This window comes from Pseudomonas sp. E1BtOHC1 (assembly GCF_058744285.1).
The window spans coordinates 6,808,524-6,825,756 of record NZ_CP196023.1 but is presented as its reverse complement, the minus strand read 5'-3'; the positions used below and the strand labels follow the sequence as shown (position 1 = coordinate 6,825,756).

Annotated in this window: 16 protein-coding genes; 6 read left to right on the top strand and 10 right to left on the bottom strand. The window is 60.7% G+C overall.

Annotation, left to right across the window (positions count from 1 at the left end):
- Positions 1 to 22: 22 nt before the first annotated feature.
- The 9 genes from panC to dksA form a co-directional block, all read right to left on the bottom strand.
- Positions 23 to 883 (bottom strand): pantoate--beta-alanine ligase, encoded by an 861-nt coding sequence (gene panC, locus ACSSVC_RS30900; protein ID WP_404937686.1) that lies wholly within the window; start codon positions 881 to 883, stop codon positions 23 to 25.
- Positions 880 to 1,680, bottom strand: coding sequence for a 3-methyl-2-oxobutanoate hydroxymethyltransferase (gene panB, locus ACSSVC_RS30895; RefSeq protein WP_346636393.1), 801 nt, complete (start codon positions 1,678 to 1,680; stop codon positions 880 to 882). Before panB ends, panC begins: the two co-directional genes overlap by 4 nt.
- Positions 1,681 to 2,075: 395 nt before the next feature.
- Positions 2,076 to 2,555 carry a 2-amino-4-hydroxy-6-hydroxymethyldihydropteridine diphosphokinase gene (gene folK, locus ACSSVC_RS30890; RefSeq protein ID WP_346636392.1) on the bottom strand — a complete coding sequence of 160 codons (480 nt, stop codon included), beginning with the start codon at positions 2,553 to 2,555 and terminating at the stop codon, positions 2,076 to 2,078.
- A gap of 3 nt (positions 2,556 to 2,558) precedes the next feature.
- Entirely contained in the window at positions 2,559 to 3,956 is a 1,398-nt protein-coding gene (locus ACSSVC_RS30885; protein WP_346636391.1) for a polynucleotide adenylyltransferase PcnB, read from the bottom strand.
- Between the two features lie 744 nt (positions 3,957 to 4,700).
- Positions 4,701 to 6,128, bottom strand: a complete 1,428-nt coding sequence (locus tag ACSSVC_RS30880) for a sigma-54-dependent transcriptional regulator (RefSeq protein WP_346636390.1) — start codon at positions 6,126 to 6,128, stop codon at positions 4,701 to 4,703.
- Positions 6,129 to 6,150: 22 nt separating this feature from the next.
- Positions 6,151 to 9,105 (bottom strand): sensor histidine kinase, encoded by a 2,955-nt coding sequence (locus ACSSVC_RS30875; RefSeq protein WP_446440683.1) that lies wholly within the window; start codon positions 9,103 to 9,105, stop codon positions 6,151 to 6,153.
- On the bottom strand, positions 9,089 to 9,265 hold the full coding sequence (locus tag ACSSVC_RS30870; RefSeq protein WP_003176118.1) for a hypothetical protein: 177 nt from the start codon (positions 9,263 to 9,265) through the stop codon (positions 9,089 to 9,091). The genes ACSSVC_RS30875 and ACSSVC_RS30870 overlap by 17 nt, the downstream gene beginning before the upstream one ends.
- A gap of 77 nt (positions 9,266 to 9,342) precedes the next feature.
- Entirely contained in the window at positions 9,343 to 10,239 is an 897-nt protein-coding gene (gene gluQRS / locus ACSSVC_RS30865; RefSeq protein ID WP_346636388.1) for a tRNA glutamyl-Q(34) synthetase GluQRS, read from the bottom strand.
- A gap of 136 nt (positions 10,240 to 10,375) precedes the next feature.
- Positions 10,376 to 10,816: an RNA polymerase-binding protein DksA gene (gene dksA, locus ACSSVC_RS30860; protein WP_011063504.1), complete on the bottom strand. Its 441-nt coding sequence runs from the start codon at positions 10,814 to 10,816 to the stop codon at positions 10,376 to 10,378.
- Between the two features lie 340 nt (positions 10,817 to 11,156).
- On the opposite strand from dksA, the gene ACSSVC_RS30855 reads away from it, so the two are divergent.
- Positions 11,157 to 12,329: a pyridoxal phosphate-dependent aminotransferase gene (locus ACSSVC_RS30855; protein WP_346636387.1), complete on the top strand. Its 1,173-nt coding sequence runs from the start codon at positions 11,157 to 11,159 to the stop codon at positions 12,327 to 12,329.
- Entirely contained in the window at positions 12,329 to 13,042 is a 714-nt protein-coding gene (sfsA, locus tag ACSSVC_RS30850; RefSeq protein ID WP_346636386.1) for a DNA/RNA nuclease SfsA, read from the top strand. The genes ACSSVC_RS30855 and sfsA overlap by 1 nt, the downstream gene beginning before the upstream one ends.
- Here the strand turns inward: sfsA and ACSSVC_RS30845 are convergent.
- Positions 13,039 to 13,356: a Rieske (2Fe-2S) protein gene (locus ACSSVC_RS30845; protein ID WP_492611835.1), complete on the bottom strand. Its 318-nt coding sequence runs from the start codon at positions 13,354 to 13,356 to the stop codon at positions 13,039 to 13,041. The two genes, sfsA and ACSSVC_RS30845, sit on opposite strands and share 4 nt — an antisense overlap.
- Positions 13,357 to 13,574: 218 nt before the next feature.
- Here ACSSVC_RS30845 and ACSSVC_RS30840 point away from each other — a divergent pair, with 218 nt between their 5' ends.
- The 4 genes from ACSSVC_RS30840 to ACSSVC_RS30825 are packed head-to-tail and all read left to right on the top strand — an operon-like array spanning position 13,575 to position 17,136.
- Positions 13,575 to 14,450: a heme/hemin ABC transporter substrate-binding protein gene (locus ACSSVC_RS30840; protein WP_446440681.1), complete on the top strand. Its 876-nt coding sequence runs from the start codon at positions 13,575 to 13,577 to the stop codon at positions 14,448 to 14,450.
- Positions 14,451 to 14,500: 50 nt separating this feature from the next.
- A complete protein-coding gene (locus ACSSVC_RS30835) occupies positions 14,501 to 15,484 on the top strand; it encodes a FecCD family ABC transporter permease (protein ID WP_492612596.1) in 984 nt (327 codons plus the stop codon).
- Entirely contained in the window at positions 15,484 to 16,251 is a 768-nt protein-coding gene (locus tag ACSSVC_RS30830; RefSeq protein WP_346636383.1) for a heme ABC transporter ATP-binding protein, read from the top strand. The genes ACSSVC_RS30835 and ACSSVC_RS30830 overlap by 1 nt, the downstream gene beginning before the upstream one ends.
- 21 nt (positions 16,252 to 16,272) lie before the next feature.
- On the top strand, positions 16,273 to 17,136 hold the full coding sequence (locus ACSSVC_RS30825) for a ChaN family lipoprotein (protein ID WP_346636382.1): 864 nt from the start codon (positions 16,273 to 16,275) through the stop codon (positions 17,134 to 17,136).
- Positions 17,137 to 17,233: the final 97 nt, after the last annotated feature.

Genomic DNA, 17,233 nt, shown 5'->3' with positions numbered 1-17,233 from the left:
TGGCATTCGGGCAATCAGGCGTTCATGCCGGCGTATCAAGGTCCAGATGCAGGTTGTCGATCAAGCGTGTAGCGCCCAGATAAGCCGCCACCAGAATCACCAGGTCGCGGTCTTCGGCAGTGGCAGGACGCAGGTTCTGCCCATGACGAATTTCCAGGTAATCCCGGCGCAGGCCGGCCGCTTCGAGCTGCTGCTGGTGCTCGGCCAGTAGCGTCGGATAGTCACGCTCGCCGTCCCGAATGGCCTGGGCGATCTGGCTGAGGCTGCGGTATAGCACTGGGGCGATGGCACGTTGTTCTGCACTCAGGTAGCCATTGCGCGAGGACAGGGCCAGGCCGTCGGCGGCTCGCACCGTTGGCTCGCCGATGATCTGGATCGGCATGTTCAGGTCATGTACCAGGGCACGAATGACCGCCAACTGCTGATAGTCCTTCTGACCGAAGACCGCTAGGTCAGGCTGGACCATGTTGAACAGCTTGCTGACCACCGTGGCCACGCCTTCGAAATGCCCGGGACGGCTGGCGCCGCACAGGCCTTCGGACAGCTGTGGCACGCTGACCCGGGTCTGTCCGGCCATGCCGTCGGGGTACATCTCTTCGACACTGGGCGCGAACAGCAGCTGGCAGCCGGCTTCGAGCAGTTTTTCCTGGTCGGCGGCCAGGGTGCGCGGATATTTGTCCAGGTCTTCGCCGGCGCCAAACTGCAGCGGGTTGACGAAGATGCTGGCAACCACGAAGTCCACTCGTTGGGCGGCCTTGGCCACCAGGGCGGCGTGACCGCTGTGCAGGTTGCCCATGGTGGGCACGAAGCCAATCCGCTTGCCTTCGCTGCGGGCGCGGGCGACCGCAGCGCGCAATTCGCGCACGGTTTTAACTGTATTCATGCAGAGAACCCGTGTTCGGCGCCTGGGAAGGTAACGGCCTTGACTGCTTCGACATAGGCGCTCAACGCCGCCTGGATGCTGTCTTTGCCGGCCATGAAGTTCTTCACGAACTTGGGCGAGCGACCGCTCAGGGACAGGCCCAGCATGTCGTGGATCACCAGAACCTGGCCGTCGGTGGCGCTGCCGGCACCGATGCCGATTACCGGGATCTTCACGGCCTGAGTGATTTCCGCCGCCAGCTCACTGGGGACGCACTCGAGCAGCAACATGGCGGCACCGGCCTGCTCCAGGGCAATGGCATCGGCACGCATCTGCCGCGCCTGGCTCTCGTTACGCCCCTGGACCTTGTAGCCGCCCAGGACATTCACTGTTTGTGGGGTCAGCCCCATGTGTACGCAGACCGGGACGCCGCGTTCGTTCAACTGGCGAACCGATTCGGCCAGCCAGGCGGCACCTTCGATCTTGACCATGTGCGCGCCGGCCTGCATCAGCTGGGCCGAGCTGCTCAGGGCCTGTTCGGTGGTGGCATAGGACATGAAGGGCAGGTCGGCGAGGATCAATGCACCGTTGTTGCCGCGTTTGACCGCCGCGACGTGGTAGGCCATATCGGCGTTGCTCACGGGCAGTGTGCTGTCGTGCCCTTGCAAGACCATGCCCAGGGAGTCGCCTACCAGCAGGACTTCGACGCCGGCTTCACAGCAGGTGTGGGCGAAGGTGGCGTCATAGCAGGTCAGCATGGTGATCTTCTCACCTTTCTGCTTGAGGCTTTGCAGGGTAGTCAGAGTGATGTCTGGCATGAAAAGGGGTCCTCATTTCAGGCGCTTTGGAAACTACTGCGAGTAACGCGCGTGATTCTTCGTTATTCAGGCGCACGGTCTTTTGTCGTGCTTATACAGCCTGGTTCCAAGCGGTTTGAAAGCAGTACCGGGATTCGCGCTGGTGGCGCTGGACGCATTATTCTGTGCCCAGAAGAGGCTGTGCACCAGCGGGTGCCACCGCCGTTGTACAAGCGCCTTGGCCTAGCGTTTCCTGGGGTCGCCGCGAACAAGCCTCGCTTGAATTGCGCCCTTTAACGCCGGGATGGCGGCAACGGGACGCCTATAGTCGTGATGAGGACTCGGGAAGTCAATTAGATGTGTTACCGCCTTGTTACGTCGGGAGTGTTACCGCCGTTACTGATGCGTTTCAGCGGTTATTTCAGACGTTCCAGGCCGACAAATGGACAGGCAACGAGCAGTTCCTGCAGGGTGCGTCCGTCGGCCAGTCTCAATTCGGCAGGGGCTAGTTCCGCCAGGGGGTAGAGGACAAAGGGGCGGGCCTGCATGTGGTAATGAGGGACTTTGAGGCGCGGCTCGTCGATCAGGCGGTCGCCGAACAGGAGGATGTCCAGGTCCAGGGTGCGGGGGCCCCAGCGTTCATTGCGCTCTCGGCCTTGCTGGTTTTCGATGGCCTGCAGTGCATCAAGCAGTGCCAAGGGTTCCAGATCACTATCCAATGCCGCCACGGCATTGGTGTAGCGTGGTTGGCCGGGAAGCAGGGAGTCGCTTTGATAGAAGGCCGACACGCCATGGAAGTGGCTTGCGGGCAACTGCGCCAAGGCCTCGAGTGCGCTGCGCAGTTGTTCTTCAGGGGCAGCCAGATTGCTGCCCATGCCAATGTAGATACGTTCCATCCATTACTCGCCTGAAGCGCTGGAGCCGCCTGCACGCTTGCGTTTGGCACCGCTGCTGCGCCGACGCTTGCGTGGCGCGCCGCTGGCGTCTTCCTTGCCGCTCAGATCGCGGATCATGTCGCGGCGTTCGGAGTCATTGGCGTCCTGGTAGTCGGTCCACCATTCACCCAGGCCGTCGGTCTGCTCGCCTGCGCTTTCACGCAGCAGCAGGAAGTCGTAGCCGGCACGGAAGCGTGGGTTGTCCAGCAACTGGTCGGCGCGCTTGCCGCTGCGCCGTGGCAGTCGCTCCTGCATGTCCCAGATCTCGCGGATCGGCATGGTGAAGCGCTTGGGAATGGCGATGCGCTGGCACTGTTCGGCGATCAGTTCGTGGGCAGCTTCCTGCATGGCCGGGATTGGCGGCATGCCGCGTTCCTGCAGGCGCAGGACCCGGGCGGGCAGGGCTGGCCAGAGTAGGGCTGCGAAAAGGAAGGCCGGCGTCACAGGCTTGTTCTGCTTGATCCGCAAGTCGGTGTTGATCAAGGCTTCGCTGATCAGCGTATGGGTGTAGGTCGGATTGTATTCCAGGGCTTCGGCGCTGGCCGGGAACAACGGATCGAAGAGTTGCAGGTCCACCAGCATTTCGAAGGTGTCGGCTGCGTAGCCGGAGAGGAACAGCTTGAGCACTTCTTCGAACAGGCGTGCGGAAGGGATCTCTCGCAGCATGGGGGCCAGTTCGCGGATTGGCGTTGCGGTGTGTTTTTCGATACCGAAGTTGAGTTTCGCCGCGAATCGGACGGCCCGCAGCATCCGCACCGGGTCTTCCTGGTAACGCTGCCGAGGGTCGCCGATGAGGCGGATCAAATTGTTGCGAATGTCGTGTACGCCATTGGCGTAATCGAGGATGCGTTCGCTGACCGGATCGTAGTACAGGGCATTGATGGTGAAGTCGCGGCGTTGCGCGTCTTCTTCCAGGGTGCCATAGACGTTATCCCGCAGGATTCGCCCGCTTTCATTACGGGAGGATTGATTGCTGTCTTCCTCGTCGTCGTTCTGCGGGTGATTGGCGCGGAAAGTCGCAACCTCGATGATTTCGCGACCGAAGTGGATATGCACCAGTTTGAAACGTCGGCCAATGATCCGTGCGTTACGAAACTCGGCCTTGACCTGCTCCGGTGTGGCGCTGGTGGCGACGTCGAAATCCTTGGGGGTGATATTGAGCAGCATGTCGCGCACGCAGCCGCCTACCAGATAAGCCTGGTAGCCGGCGTTCTGCAGGCGTTCGACGATATTTACCGCATACCGGCTGAACTGGGCACGTTGCAGCGAATGCTGGCTGCTATTGAGCACTTCAGGGGTGCTGCGTTTATGTTGCGTACGACGCAAGGGAGAACGGAATGACTGGAACAGCTTCTTCAGCATGGGATGCACTGTTTGAAGGAATGTTCGGCCAAAACGAAGAATGACCGCATGATGGGCGGGGATTCTAGCATTTAGTCGAAGGATGGTGTAGGAAGCTGCCGCGACTTGTGCAGGTCTGCGCAAAGGTGCGATCTAGCGGGGCTGGCGTGGGTTTTATGAGGAAAAATGCGAACTCTGGAAACCACAAGGGGAGCCGAAGCTCCCCCAGAATAGTTGCGTGCTCTATTTTTATTATTGGTTTCGGGCTTCTTGTTTTTGTTAAACGCCCTTGTCACTTGGATTACCCAGAGTGACCCTCCCAATCGGGAGCCAAGAGCAAACGGATTGCTTTGATCGCTGAGTTGCAATGACCTTTCGATCCAACCAGTTCAGGCTCTGCCTTAGGGCAGTTTTTGTTGTTCTCGGCCTGGTTGTGGGGCAAGCCCCAAATACAACGCCTCTCCAAAAGAATCAGTTAGCTGCGCCTCCGCCGTGTTGTTTTTATTATGCGTGAGTCGATTCGTCTTATTTTTATTGTCTTGTGCATTGCTTGTTATTGTTCTTGTACCAAACATATAGCAGGTGCCGTGCCAACTTTTGTGATCCCCAGTAAAACAAGGGGTTAGGCGTGCCAGGCGGTGTTTTTCAGGCCAAAAAAAACCGGGGCTTCGTTACCTTTAGCCCCGGCTTTTGTTACGTCCAATTACACAGGTAACAGTTTTTTTCACAAAGTCGAGCGTTACCCGCACTCTGGTCAGCACGGGTTCAGCTTTCGCTGGCTACCCCGCTTTTGCGTCGCGGGATGCCCAGGCGTTGGCGGCGTTCCCAAAGGCATTTGCGGCTGACACCCAGTTTGCGTGCCAACTCGGTCTCGGTCATGTGGTCCTGATGTTCGAGGACGAAGTGCTGGAAGTAGTCTTCCAGAGACAGGTCCTCGGTGGGCTCGTGGCTGGTGTTGCCCTGTTGCGGTGGCAGGCCGACGAAGTCATCGTCCTCGAGGTCACTCAGCTCGATATCGATCCCTAGCAGGTCAGCGGAGATTTCCGGGCTTTCGCACAGGATTACTGCGCGTTCTACCGCGTTCTCCAGCTCGCGCACGTTTCCTGGCCAGGAATAATGGCGAATAGCCTGTTCGGCATCGGCGGCGAACTTCAGGTCCGAACGACCGATGCGTGCACTCTGGCGGGCGAGGAAGGCATTGGCGATTTCAATGACGTCGGCGCCGCGTTCGCGCAAGGCTGGCAGTTTCAGGGCGATCACGTGCAAGCGGTAATAAAGGTCCTCACGGAACTGGCCGATCTTGGAGAGGCTCTTCAAGTCGCGGTGAGTCGCTGCAATCAGGCGGACGTCGACTTTTTGCGACTGCACAGACCCCACGCGCCGGATCTCACCTTCCTGCAGAACCCGCAGCAGGCGCGCCTGGGCCTCCAGAGGCAGTTCACCGATTTCGTCGAGGAATAGTGTTCCGCCGTCCGCTGCTTCCACCAGGCCCGCACGACCGGCGCTGGCGCCGGTGAAAGCACCTTTCTCATGGCCGAACAATTCGGACTCGATCAGGGTTTCCGGAATGGCCGCGCAGTTCACCGAGATCATCGGGGCCTTGGCGCGCTTGGACAGATTGTGCAGGGCCCGGGCCACCAGTTCCTTACCGGTACCGGACTCGCCCTGGATCAGGACATTTGAATCTGTTGGCGCTACTTTGCGGATCTTGCTGTACATATCCTGCATGGGCGGGCAGGAGCCGATGATGCCGATTTCGCCGTTGTTGTTGCTGGCGCCGGCCTTGTCCGCAACCGTTCCCGTCCTGGCTGCTGGGCGATCTGCCGATGCGTTCTCGGCACTTTGTCGGTCGCGGAGAATCCGTGCCACGGCCTGGAGCATTTCATCGTGGTCGAAAGGTTTGGCGATGTAGTCCACCGCCCCCATTTTCATCGAGTCCACAGCCGAGCGCAGGCTGGCGTAGCTGGTCATGATCAGCACCGGAGTGCCCTGGCCGAGCTTGATCAGTTCGGTACCCGGGGCGCCAGGCAGACGCAGGTCACTGACAATCAGGTCGAATGTGGGAATGCTGAAGCGTTCCTGGGCTTCCTGCACCGAGCCGGCTTCGCTGACCTGGTACTGGTTACGTTCCAGCAGGCGGCGAAGGGCGGAGCGGATAATGGTTTCGTCTTCGACGATCAGAATATGCGGCATTGATTCAATTCTCTCGACGGTCTCAGTTCACAGCGGACGTCGCTTCGACATGACGCGGTAAAGTCACCCGAATACGGGTACCGCGTTGGCTTTGTGGATCGGCCGGGCTGTCGATGGTGATTTGTCCATAATGCTCTTCAACGATGGAATAGACCAGCGCAAGGCCCAGTCCGGTGCCTTCCCCAGGGTCCTTGGTGGTGAAAAACGGTTCGAACAATCGATCCATGATGTTCTTGGGAATACCGCTGCCTTCGTCTTCCACGATCAGATCGACCGTGTGCTCGAAAGCCTCGCTCTTGACGCGTACAGCGCTGCCGGGAGGAGAAGCGTCGCGGGCGTTGGACAGCAGGTTGATCAGCACTTGGGCCAGCCGCTGCGGATCACCATCGACCCAGTGGTCGGGATCACACAGATTGAAGAACTGCACTTCGAAATTGCGCCGGTTCAAGGCCAGGAGACCAATGGCATCCTGGGCAACTTCAGCCAGGCATACGGCTTCGTCGTTGTGCTGATGGCTACCGGCGTGGGCAAAGCTCATCAGTGACTGGACGATGCGCGAAATGCGCTTGGTCTGTTCGAGGATCTGCTCACTGATTTCCGTCAGTTCACCGTCTTCTTCACGCTCTTCCCGCAGGTTCTGCGCCAGACAGGCGATGCCGGTGATCGGATTGCCGATCTCGTGAGCCACCCCGGCAGCGAGGCGTCCGATACTGGCCAGACGTTCAGAGTGCACCAGCTTGTCTTCCAGGGTCTGGGTTTCGGTCAGGTCTTCCACCAGTAACACCAGGCCGCTGTTACCCGGTGCCAACGGCTCGTCGATGGCCGCTTTGTGCAGGTTCAGCCAGCGAGTCTGGCCGTCGAGGGCCAGATGCTGCTTGTGCAAGTGCTCGTCCGGCAGGTTGATAAAGCCCTGCAGCAGGTCTTTCCATGGATTGGTGATGGTACTCAGGCGTGACCCCACCACATGCTGGGCGGGAATACCGGTCAGTTCCTCCATGGCCTTGTTCCACATGAGGATCTCCTGATCCTTGGCCAGGGAGCAGACGCCCATGGGCAGTTCCTGCAGGGTTTGTCGGTGGTAGCGGCGCAGGGCATCGAGCTCGGCGGCCAGGCCGGTCAGGCGTGAGTGGTAGTCCTCGAGGCGGCTTTCGATGAAATGGATGTCTTCGGTGACATAGTTTTCTCCGCCGGCCTTGTATGGCAGGAAGGTTTCCACCATGTCCTGGGCGACACTCGGCCCCATCAGGCCGGACAGGTTGGCCTCGATACGGTCACGCAGACGCCGCAAGGCATAGGGGCGGCGTTCGTCGAAAGGCAGATACAGGTCGCGCAAGGCTTGTTCCACCTCCTTTTGCGCAGCCTTGGCGCCCAGCGGCTTGGCCAGTTGAGTGGCGAACTCCTGGGGTGAGGCAGCATGCAGTTCCCGGCGCTGCGGGCGACGCACGTTGTCCACCGCGCAGGCTTCGGCAGCACTGGCTTCTTCGGCGCTGGCGTTGGTGAACAGCGAAATCAGGGTGAACATCAGAACGTTGGCTGCCAGCGAGGCGATGGCTGCCATGTGCCAGCTAGTGTCGTCGAGGACGTAGATCATGTTCAGCAGCGGGATGTAGAAGCCCTGCAGGTTGCCGATCAGAGGCAGCAGCATGGTCACCAGCCAGACCAGAATCCCTGCCAGCAGCCCGGCGATGAAGCCACGACGGTTGGCGGTCGGCCAGTACAACACCGAGAGCACGCCGGGAAGAAATTGCAGGGTAGCGACGAAGGCGACGATTCCCAGGTTGGCCAGGTCCTGTTCGGCCCCCAGCAACAGGTAGAAGGCGTAGCCGGCCATGATGATGGCGACGATCAGGGCGCGACGAGTCCACTTCAGCCAGCGATAGATATTGCCTTCTGCGGGCGGCTGGTAAAGCGGCAGCACCAAGTGGTTCAGGGCCATCCCCGACAAGGCCAGAGTGGTGACGATGATCAGGCCACTGGCGGCCGAGAGCCCGCCGACATAGGCCAGTAGCGCCAGGGCTGGGCTGTTGGCCGCGATACCAATGCCCAGGGTGAAGTATTCCGGGTTGGTGGTGGCGCCGAGCTTGAGTCCGGCCCAGAGAATCAGCGGCACCGCCAGGCTCATCAGCAGCAGGAACAGCGGCAGCCCCCAGCTGGCGCTGACCAGGGCTCGGGGGTTGAGGTTTTCGGTAAAGGTCATGTGATACATGTGCGGCATGACGATCGCTGAAGCGAAGAACACCAGCAGCAGGGTGCGCCACGGACCCTCTTGCAGTGGAGTGTGCAGCGCGGCGAGGGCAGTCTGGTTCTGCAGCAGCCAGAGCTCCAGCTGTTGCGGACCATCGAAGACCCCGTACAGCGCATACAGGCCGACGCCGCCGATGGCGATCAGCTTGATCACCGATTCGAAGGCAATGGCGAACACCAGGCCTTCGTGTTTCTCCCGGGTAGCGATGTGCCGCGAACCGAAGAAAATCGTGAACAGGGTGATCAGCGCGCAGAAGCTCAGCGCTACTCGATGTTGCACCGGTTCATGGGTGAGGATGCCGATGGAATCGGCCACTGCCTGGATCTGCAGGGCCAGCAGGGGCAGGACTCCCACCAGCATGAAAATGGTGGTCAGGGCACCGGCCCAGGTGCTGCGGAAACGGAAGGCGAACAGGTCCGCCAGGGACGACAGTTGATAGGTGCGGGTGATCTTCAGGATCGGATACAGCAGCACCGGCGCCAGCAGGAAGGCCCCGGAAACCCCCAGGTAGCTGGAGAGGAACCCGTAGCCGTATTGATAGGCCAGGCCCACCGTGCCGTAGAAGGCCCAGGCGCTGGCATAGACTCCCAGCGACAGGGTGTAGGTCAGCGGGTGGCGAATGATCGAGCGCGGAATCATGCCGCGCTCACTGATCCAGGCCACCCCGAACAGCACCAGCAAGTAGGCGGCGCTGATCAGGATCATCTGGGTCAGGCTAAAGCTCATCGGCATCTTTTTGGCTCTGCAGGATGAAGGTCACGACGATCAGAATCAGCCAGAGCAGATACGGGCGATACCAGGCGCCAGTAGCATCGATCCACCAATCCATGATGGCGGGGGAGAATAGATAGATCCCCACTACCAGGAGTAGGACCAAGCGATAGATGTACATCTCGGCCTCTCTTTATTGTGTGCGTGCCCGAAAACGTGCGGCGATGGTAACGGATGGGCGCCAAGCTGCAAGGGGCGTCAGCTCAATTGGGCTTCCGGCACGCTCAGTGTGCGTGGAATCAACTCGGCATCCCAGTGGACGATGCCCCACTTCATGATCTGAGCCACGCTCGCATGGGTGAGTTCGACAGGCGGTTTCTGGCCCAGGGCCCGCAGCGCCCGCAGCAGCAAGGGCGGCGCCTGCTCCTCGGCCAGTGGTGGCGAACGGTAGGACTTGCCCAGTTTTTGTCCGTCCGGCTGAGTAATCAGCGGTACATGGAGGTAGCGTGGTTGGGATAGTCCCAACAGTTCCTGCAGGTACAGCTGGCGGGGAGTGGAGTCCAGCAGGTCGGCGCCGCGCACGATATCGGTGATGCCCTGCCAAGCGTCATCGAGCACCACAGCCAATTGATAAGCATAGAGGCCGTCACGGCGTCGGATCACGAAGTCTCCGACTTCCCGGCCCAAGTGCTGGCGATACTCGCCCTGGACCCTGTCGTTGAAGCGGTACTCGAGCTCCGGCACCCGCAGGCGGATTGCCGCGTCTTCCTGGGCGTGACCAAGGTTGCGGCACAGCCCCGGGTAGATGCCGTGGTAGGGCTCCAGTTGTTTGCGAGAGCAGGTGCAGGCATAGGCCAGGCCTTGATGGAACAGCCGGTCAATGACTGCTGCGTAAGCATCGTGGCGATCGCTTTGGCGAACCATTTCGCCGTCCCATTCGAAGCCGTAGCTTTCCAGGGCCTTGAGAATCGCTGCCTGGGCCCCCGGCTCTTCCCGGGGCGGGTCGAGGTCTTCCATGCGCAGCAGCCAGCGGCCGCCGACGGCTCGGGCATCCAGATAGGAGGCAAGAGCCGCGACCAGTGAGCCGAAATGCAGGTAGCCGCTGGGGGTGGGGGCGAAGCGCCCGATGTATGAAGCAGATGTGGAGGCAGTCATGGGCAGGATGCTATCGGGTCTGGCCCCGGAGTGATGACAGGGTCGGGGGGATCGCTTTCGTGAGCTCGCTTCTGCAGAGGAAGGCGGAAACGAAAACGGAGCGTGTATACGCTCCGTTTCAGGTTCAGGCCGACTATTACTTGCCGACTTGCTTTTCCTTGATTTCCGCCAGGGTCTTGCAATCAACGCACATATCGGCGGTTGGGCGGGCTTCCAGGCGGCGGATGCCGATCTCGACGCCACAGGATTCACACCAGCCGTATTCTTCGTCTTCGATCAGTTGCAGGGTCTTGTCGATCTTCTTGATCAACTTGCGCTCACGATCACGGGCGCGCAGTTCAAGGCTGAACTCCTCTTCCTGGCTGGCACGGTCGGCCGGATCAGGGAAGTTGGCCGCTTCATCTTTCATGTGATCAACAGTGCGGTCGACTTCCTGCATCAAGTCCTGTTTCCACTTGTTCAGGATCTTGGTGAAGTGCTCACGCATGGGCTTGCCCATGTACTCTTCGCCCGCAGTTTCAACATAAGGTTCAAAACCGCTGATCGATTGAATCTGTTGCTTTGCTTGGGTGGGCATGAATGGACCGCCTCTACTCTTGTAATCCATTGCGCAGGATTGCTCCATCTCCGACACTTGCCGGCCCTGCGGCTGCAAGCGGGCGAACTTACCAGATCAAACCAGAGCGCGCTACTCCCGGTTGTCGAGCCTATGTCCTGCCTAAGTCCGTAGATACTGGAAAAGGATGACATGGCTTGCAGATCGGTCTGTTCAATCATTGATTTTAGTCAAATCTGCGGTTTCTGTTTGCACCAGTTGGCACAAGGCAACAGACCGCACGGATGTCGCTGGGTTCTCCCGGGCTTCACTGGATGGGTAGAATCGGACTTTTGCTCCCCCCTCGAATGAAGGAAGGCTAATGGCTCTGCCCTACAGTGCGCGCAGTCGCGCTATCGAACCTTTCCATGTCATGGCCCTGCTGGCCCGCGCCAATGAGTTGCAGGCCGCCGGACATGATGTGATTCACCTGGAGATCGGCGAGCCGGACTTCACCACCGCCGAGCCGATCATCAAGGCCGGGCAGGCGGCGTTGAGCGCCGGCAAGACCCGTTACACCGCAGCGCGAGGTATCCCGGAGCTGCGTGGGGCAATCTCTGGTTTCTACCAGCAGCGTTATGGCCTGGATATCGACCCCGAGCGGATCATGATCACTCCCGGAGGCTCCGGCGCGTTGCTGCTGACCAGCAGCCTGCTGGTGGACCCGGGCAAGCACTGGCTGCTGGCTGACCCGGGCTATCCGTGCAACCGGCATTTCCTGCGTCTGGTTGAAGGCGCGGCGCAGTTGGTGCCGGTAGGGCCGGATGTGCGTTATCAACTGACTCCTGACCTGGTGGAGCGTTACTGGGATCAGGACAGCGTCGGCGCTTTGGTCGCTTCTCCGGCGAACCCTACCGGGACTGTGCTCAGTCGTGATGAGCTGGCGGGCCTGTCCGCTGCTATCAAGGCTCGCAACGGGCATCTGGTGGTGGATGAGATCTACCACGGCCTGACCTATGGCACTGATGCCGCCAGCGTGCTGGAAGTGGATGACAGCGCTTTTGTCCTGAATAGTTTTTCCAAGTATTTCGGCATGACTGGCTGGCGCCTGGGGTGGCTGGTGGCGCCGCCTGCGGCTGTGGGTGAGCTGGAGAAACTGGCGCAGAATCTCTACATCAGTGCGCCGAGTATGGCCCAGTACGCCGCTCTGGCCTGTTTCGAACCGCAAACCATCAGCATGCTGGAGGAGCGTCGTGCCGAATTCGGGCGTCGCCGGGATTTCCTGCTCCCGGCCTTGCGCGAGTTGGGTTTTGGTATAGCCGTGGAGCCTGAAGGGGCCTTCTATCTGTACGCCGATATCAGCGCTTTTGGTGGTGATGCCTTTGCTTTCTGCCGGCACTTCCTGGAGACCGAGCATGTGGCCTTCACTCCCGGCCTGGATTTCGGTCGTCACCAGGCGGGACACCATGTGCGTTTCGCCTACACCCAGAGCCTGGAGCGCCTGCAGGAAGCGGTGGAGCGTATCTCCCGTGGCCTGCAGAGCTGGCAAGGCTGATGCGCTTCGATCCTCCCTTGGAAGAAGGGCGTCTGCTGCGTCGCTACAAGCGTTTCCTGGCAGACATTGAAACCGCTGCGGGGGAACAGATGACGATTCACTGTCCCAATACCGGCTCGATGTTCAATTGCATGGTCGAAGGCGGGCAGGTGTGGTTCAGCCGTTCCAACGACCCCAAGCGCAAGCTGCCGGGCACCTGGGAAATCAGTGAAACCCCTCAAGGGCGACTGGCCTGCGTCAATACCGGGCGGGCCAACGGCCTGGTTGAAGAGGCGTTGAGGGCGGGGCTGATCAAGGAATTGAACGGCTTCACCGGGCTGAAGCGCGAGGTGCCTTATGGACAGGAGAACAGTCGCATCGATTTTCGCCTGGATTACCCGGACGGTCCGGCCTATGTCGAGGTCAAGAGTGTCACTCTGGGTTTCGATGGCTGCGCGGTGGCGGCCTTCCCCGATGCGGTGACCCAGCGCGGTGCCAAGCACTTGCGTGAGCTGGCAAGCCTGGCTCGGGAGGGGGTACGTGCGGTTCAGCTGTATTGCGTCAATCTCTCGGGTATAGACGCAGTGCGTCCGGCAGAGGAGATCGATCCGGGGTATGCCGCAGCCCTACGGGAAGCGGTGGCGGCCGGCGTCGAGGTGCTGGCTTATGGCGTTCGCCTGACTGCACAGGAAGTTTGTATCGACCGGCGTCTTGAGGTGTTGCTGCAGGGTTAAAGAGCGACCCAGATACCCTGGCTGTCTTCCTCACAGTCGATGGCCCTCAGGAACTGCCCGGCGCATGGCCCTGCCACACATTCGCCACTTTCGATCAGAAACAGTGCGCCATGGGTGGCGCACTGGATCAGGCTGGCGCTGGGATCGAGGAACTGATCAGGTTGCCATTCCAGGGGCACTCCACGGTGTGGGCAGTGATTGGCATATACGTAAGCCTGCCCCTCGCGGCGCACAGCAAAGAGTTTCAACTCCGCAAGCTGGAAACCCCGGCTACTGGCCTCGGGAAGATCGCTCCCGGCGCAAAGAAATTTCATGTCTATCCTCTTGGTCCGAAGGCTCTGCGCTAAGGCTGTCACAGTTTTCCCGTGGCGGCAGGATGAAACATGTCGACGCTTGACTGCTAAATGAAAACAATTATCAAATGGCCGTCTCGCCCGACACGGGGCGCTTGCTCATTTCGATGCCTGCTCTGCCTGGCATGTCACATGGACAGCTGCTTCGCGGGCCCCACGTCTATAAAGGAAATGTACTTATGCGCCTGAGTGCCAGCGCCATTGCGTTCTGTGCCGGATTGCTGGTGAGCCAGTGGGCCACCGCCGATGAGTTGCCGCAGCGTTGGGTCAGTGCTGGTGGGGCTTTGTCCGAGTGGGTAACGGTTCTGGGTGCTGAGTCGAAACTGGTGGGGGTCGATACCACCAGCCAGCATCCGGCATCACTCAAGGCGCTGCCCAGCATTGGTTATCAGCGGCAGCTATCGGCGGAAGGCATCCTGAGCCTGCGGCCGCAGATCCTGGTGGGTACAGAAGAAATGGGCCCGCCGCCGGTGCTGTCACAGATTCGTAGCGCTGGGGTCAAGGTCGAGCTGTTTTCTGCCCAGGCCGATCTTCCTACCTTGCAGCACACTTTGCGGCATCTGGGACAACTACTGGGCCGCGAGGCGCAAGCCGGAGAGCTGTTTCAGGACTATCAAAAGCAGCTTGAACAGCAACAAGCCTGGGTCAGTGAGGTACAGAAGACCCAGGCGTCGCCGGGAGTCTTGCTGCTGCTGGGACATGCTGGCGGCAAGCCGCTGATTGCCGGCAAGGACACTGCGGCGGACTGGCTCCTGCAGCAGGCCGGCGGGCACAACCTGGCGACTCATACGGGTTACAAACCGTTTTCGGTGGAGTCTCTGGCAGGCTTGAGTCCGCAGGTCCTGGTGTTCTCCGATCGCAGTCTGAGCGGTGATGCGGCCCGGGCTGCTCTGTTCAAGGAAAACCCGGTGCTGGCGTCTACCGCGGCGGTCAAGGCAGGGCGAGTGGTCGAACTTGACCCGACCTTGCTGGTGGGGGGCTTGGGGCCTCGGCTGCCAGATAGCCTGAAACGCCTGGCGGCAGCTTTCTATCCCCAGTCCAAGTTGGCCCAATGAGTCGTCTGGTCAAACCTAGAACGCTGTTTCTCGGGCTGGGAGCCCTGTGCATCCTGGCCATCTGGTTGTCACTGGCCCTGGGGCCGGTCAGTCTGCCTCTGTTCGATACCTTGCGCGCCGCCCTGCGGTTGCTTGAGGTGCCGATCGATGGACAGGGGCTGGAGCAGGCGGAGTTGATCCTCGGGCAGATCCGCCTGCCGCGGACCTTGCTTGGCCTTGCAGTGGGGGGCGTGTTGGCGCTGTCCGGCGTGGCCATGCAGGGACTGTTTCGCAATCCCCTGGCGGACCCGGGGCTGGTGGGGGTGTCCAGTGGGGCGGCGTTGGGAGCAGCGATCGCCATTGTCGGTGGCTCGATGTTCGGCGGTGTGCCGGAAGCTATTGGTCCTTATCTGCTCTCACTCTGTGCCTTTCTGGGTGGCCTGGGAGTAACAGCGCTGGTCTATCGACTTGGTCGGCGCAACGGCCAGACTCATGTGGCGACCATGTTGCTGGCGGGAATAGCTTTGACGGCCCTGGCCGGCTCGGCCGTGGGCTTGTTCACCTACCTGGCGGATGACGCCACCTTGCGAACCTTGACCTTCTGGAACCTGGGCAGCCTGAACGGTGCCAGTTACCAGCGGCTGTGGCCGCTGTTGCTGGTAACGGCGGCGGTGGCTCTTTGGCTGCCTCGTCGGGCCAAGGCCTTGAATGCGCTGCTGCTGGGCGAGTCCGAGGCCAAGCACCTGGGGGTCGATGTCGAAAGGCTCAAGCGCGAACTGGTGTTCTGTACGGCCCTGGGTGTGGGAGCCGCCGTGGCTGCAGCGGGGATGATAGGTTTTGTCGGGTTGGTCGTGCCTCATCTGGTGCGCCTGCTGTCGGGGCCGGATCATCGCACCTTGCTCCCGGCATCGATCCTGGCGGGGGCCAGCTTATTGCTGTTGGCTGATCTGGTGGCGCGTCTGGCGCTGGCACCAGCCGAATTGCCCATCGGTATCGTCACCGCCTTTATCGGCGCGCCGTTCTTTCTGTACCTGTTGTTGCGAGGGCGCGCCTGATGCTGCGAGTCGAGAACCTGCATGTCCGCCGTGGTGGCAAAGATGTCCTGGCCGGTGTGGACCTGCAATTGTTGCCGGGCCAGGTATTGGGAGTGCTAGGTCCCAATGGTGCCGGCAAAAGCAGCCTGCTCGGAGCCATGAGTGGAGAGTTGGCGGCCCATCAGGGCCGAGTGTCGTTGGATGGGCAAGAGTTGGCGCAGTGGCAGGGTACATTGCGGGCGCAAAGGCTGGCGGTGTTGCCTCAGGCGTCGAGTCTGGATTTCGCTTTTCGGGTCGAGGAAGTGGTGGGGCTTGGGCGCTTGCCCCATCAGAGCGGTCGCGTGCGTGATGCGCAGATCGTTGGCGCTGCGCTGGAGGCGGTCGATGTGGCGCATCTGTGGGGGCGCAGCTACCTGGCGTTGTCGGGTGGGGAGCGGCAACGGGTGCATCTGGCGCGGGTTCTGGCGCAGTTATGGCCGGGGCAGAGTGGACACAACCTGTTGCTGGATGAGCCCACGTCTGCCCTCGATCCGTTGCACCAGCACGTCACCTTGCAGGCCATCCGGGAGTTTGCCGATCGCGGCGCGGCGGTACTGATTATCCTCCATGACCTGAATCTGGCGGCACGCTACTGTGATCGGCTGTTGCTGCTTGAAGGCGGACGCCCGCATTCATTGGGTACGCCGGCCGAAGTGCTGCGTCCCGAGCCGTTGCAAGCGGTGTTCGGCCTGGAGGTTCTGGTGCAGCTGCACCCTGAACGCGGGCATCCGTTGATCATTGCCCGTTGACCTGACACACGGAGAGACCTGATGCGTGCACTCCCGTTACTGCTGGCCCTGTTGCTGGCGGCCTGTCACAGCATGCCCGGAACGTTACCGCCGCCGGTGGCGCAGGGGCCTGGCAGCATTATTGATCTGCACAATGGTGAGGCGCTGAGCCCTGGCGAGCTGGTTGAGCGCCTGGCACAGGCGCCCAGGCTGATTGTCGGCGAGCAGCATGACAACGCCGACCATCACGCTTTACAGCTCTGGCTCTTGCGCTCTATGGCCGCGGAGCGGCAACAGGGCAGTCTGTTGCTGGAAATGCTCAATCCGGATCAGCAGGCAAAAGTCGATGGGGTCAAGCGGTCCCTGGAGGGGCGGCGCTTGCCTGACGGCCTACCCGCTGCGCTGGCCTGGCAACCGGGTTGGGACTGGAGTCTCTACGGTCTGCTGGTGGGTTATGCGCTGAAGCAGCCCTATCCATTGTTGGCAGCCAATCTGGATACTCAGGACGTGCGCAGGATATATGCGCAGGCGCCTGTGCTGTCCGGGGCGCGGAGCAATGCGCGCCCGGTGACTCAGCTCTTGTCTGCGCAAATTCGCGAGTCCCATTGCGGTTTACTGCCCGAAAGTCAGGTGCCGTCCATGCTGGCGGTGCAGCAACAGCGGGATCGGCGCATGGCCGAACGGCTGCTGGCGGCACCGACTCCAGCCTTGCTGTTTGCTGGGTCTTTTCATGGGCGCCGAGACCTTGGGGTGCCCTTGCACATGGCTGATCTGGATCAGGGGCAGGAAGTTGTGGTGCTGATTCTGGCAGAGCAGGGTAGTGAGGTTTCCCCGGCATCGGCCGATTACGTTTGGTATACGCCGCCCCAGCCACCCAAGGATTACTGTGCACAATTGAAACCTTGAATGGCTCACTTTTTCACAGGCAAAAAAAGACCCGGCAAGAGCCGGGTCAAATAACCGTGATTAGCCTGATGAGGAGATAATCTGAGAGTCCGAACCA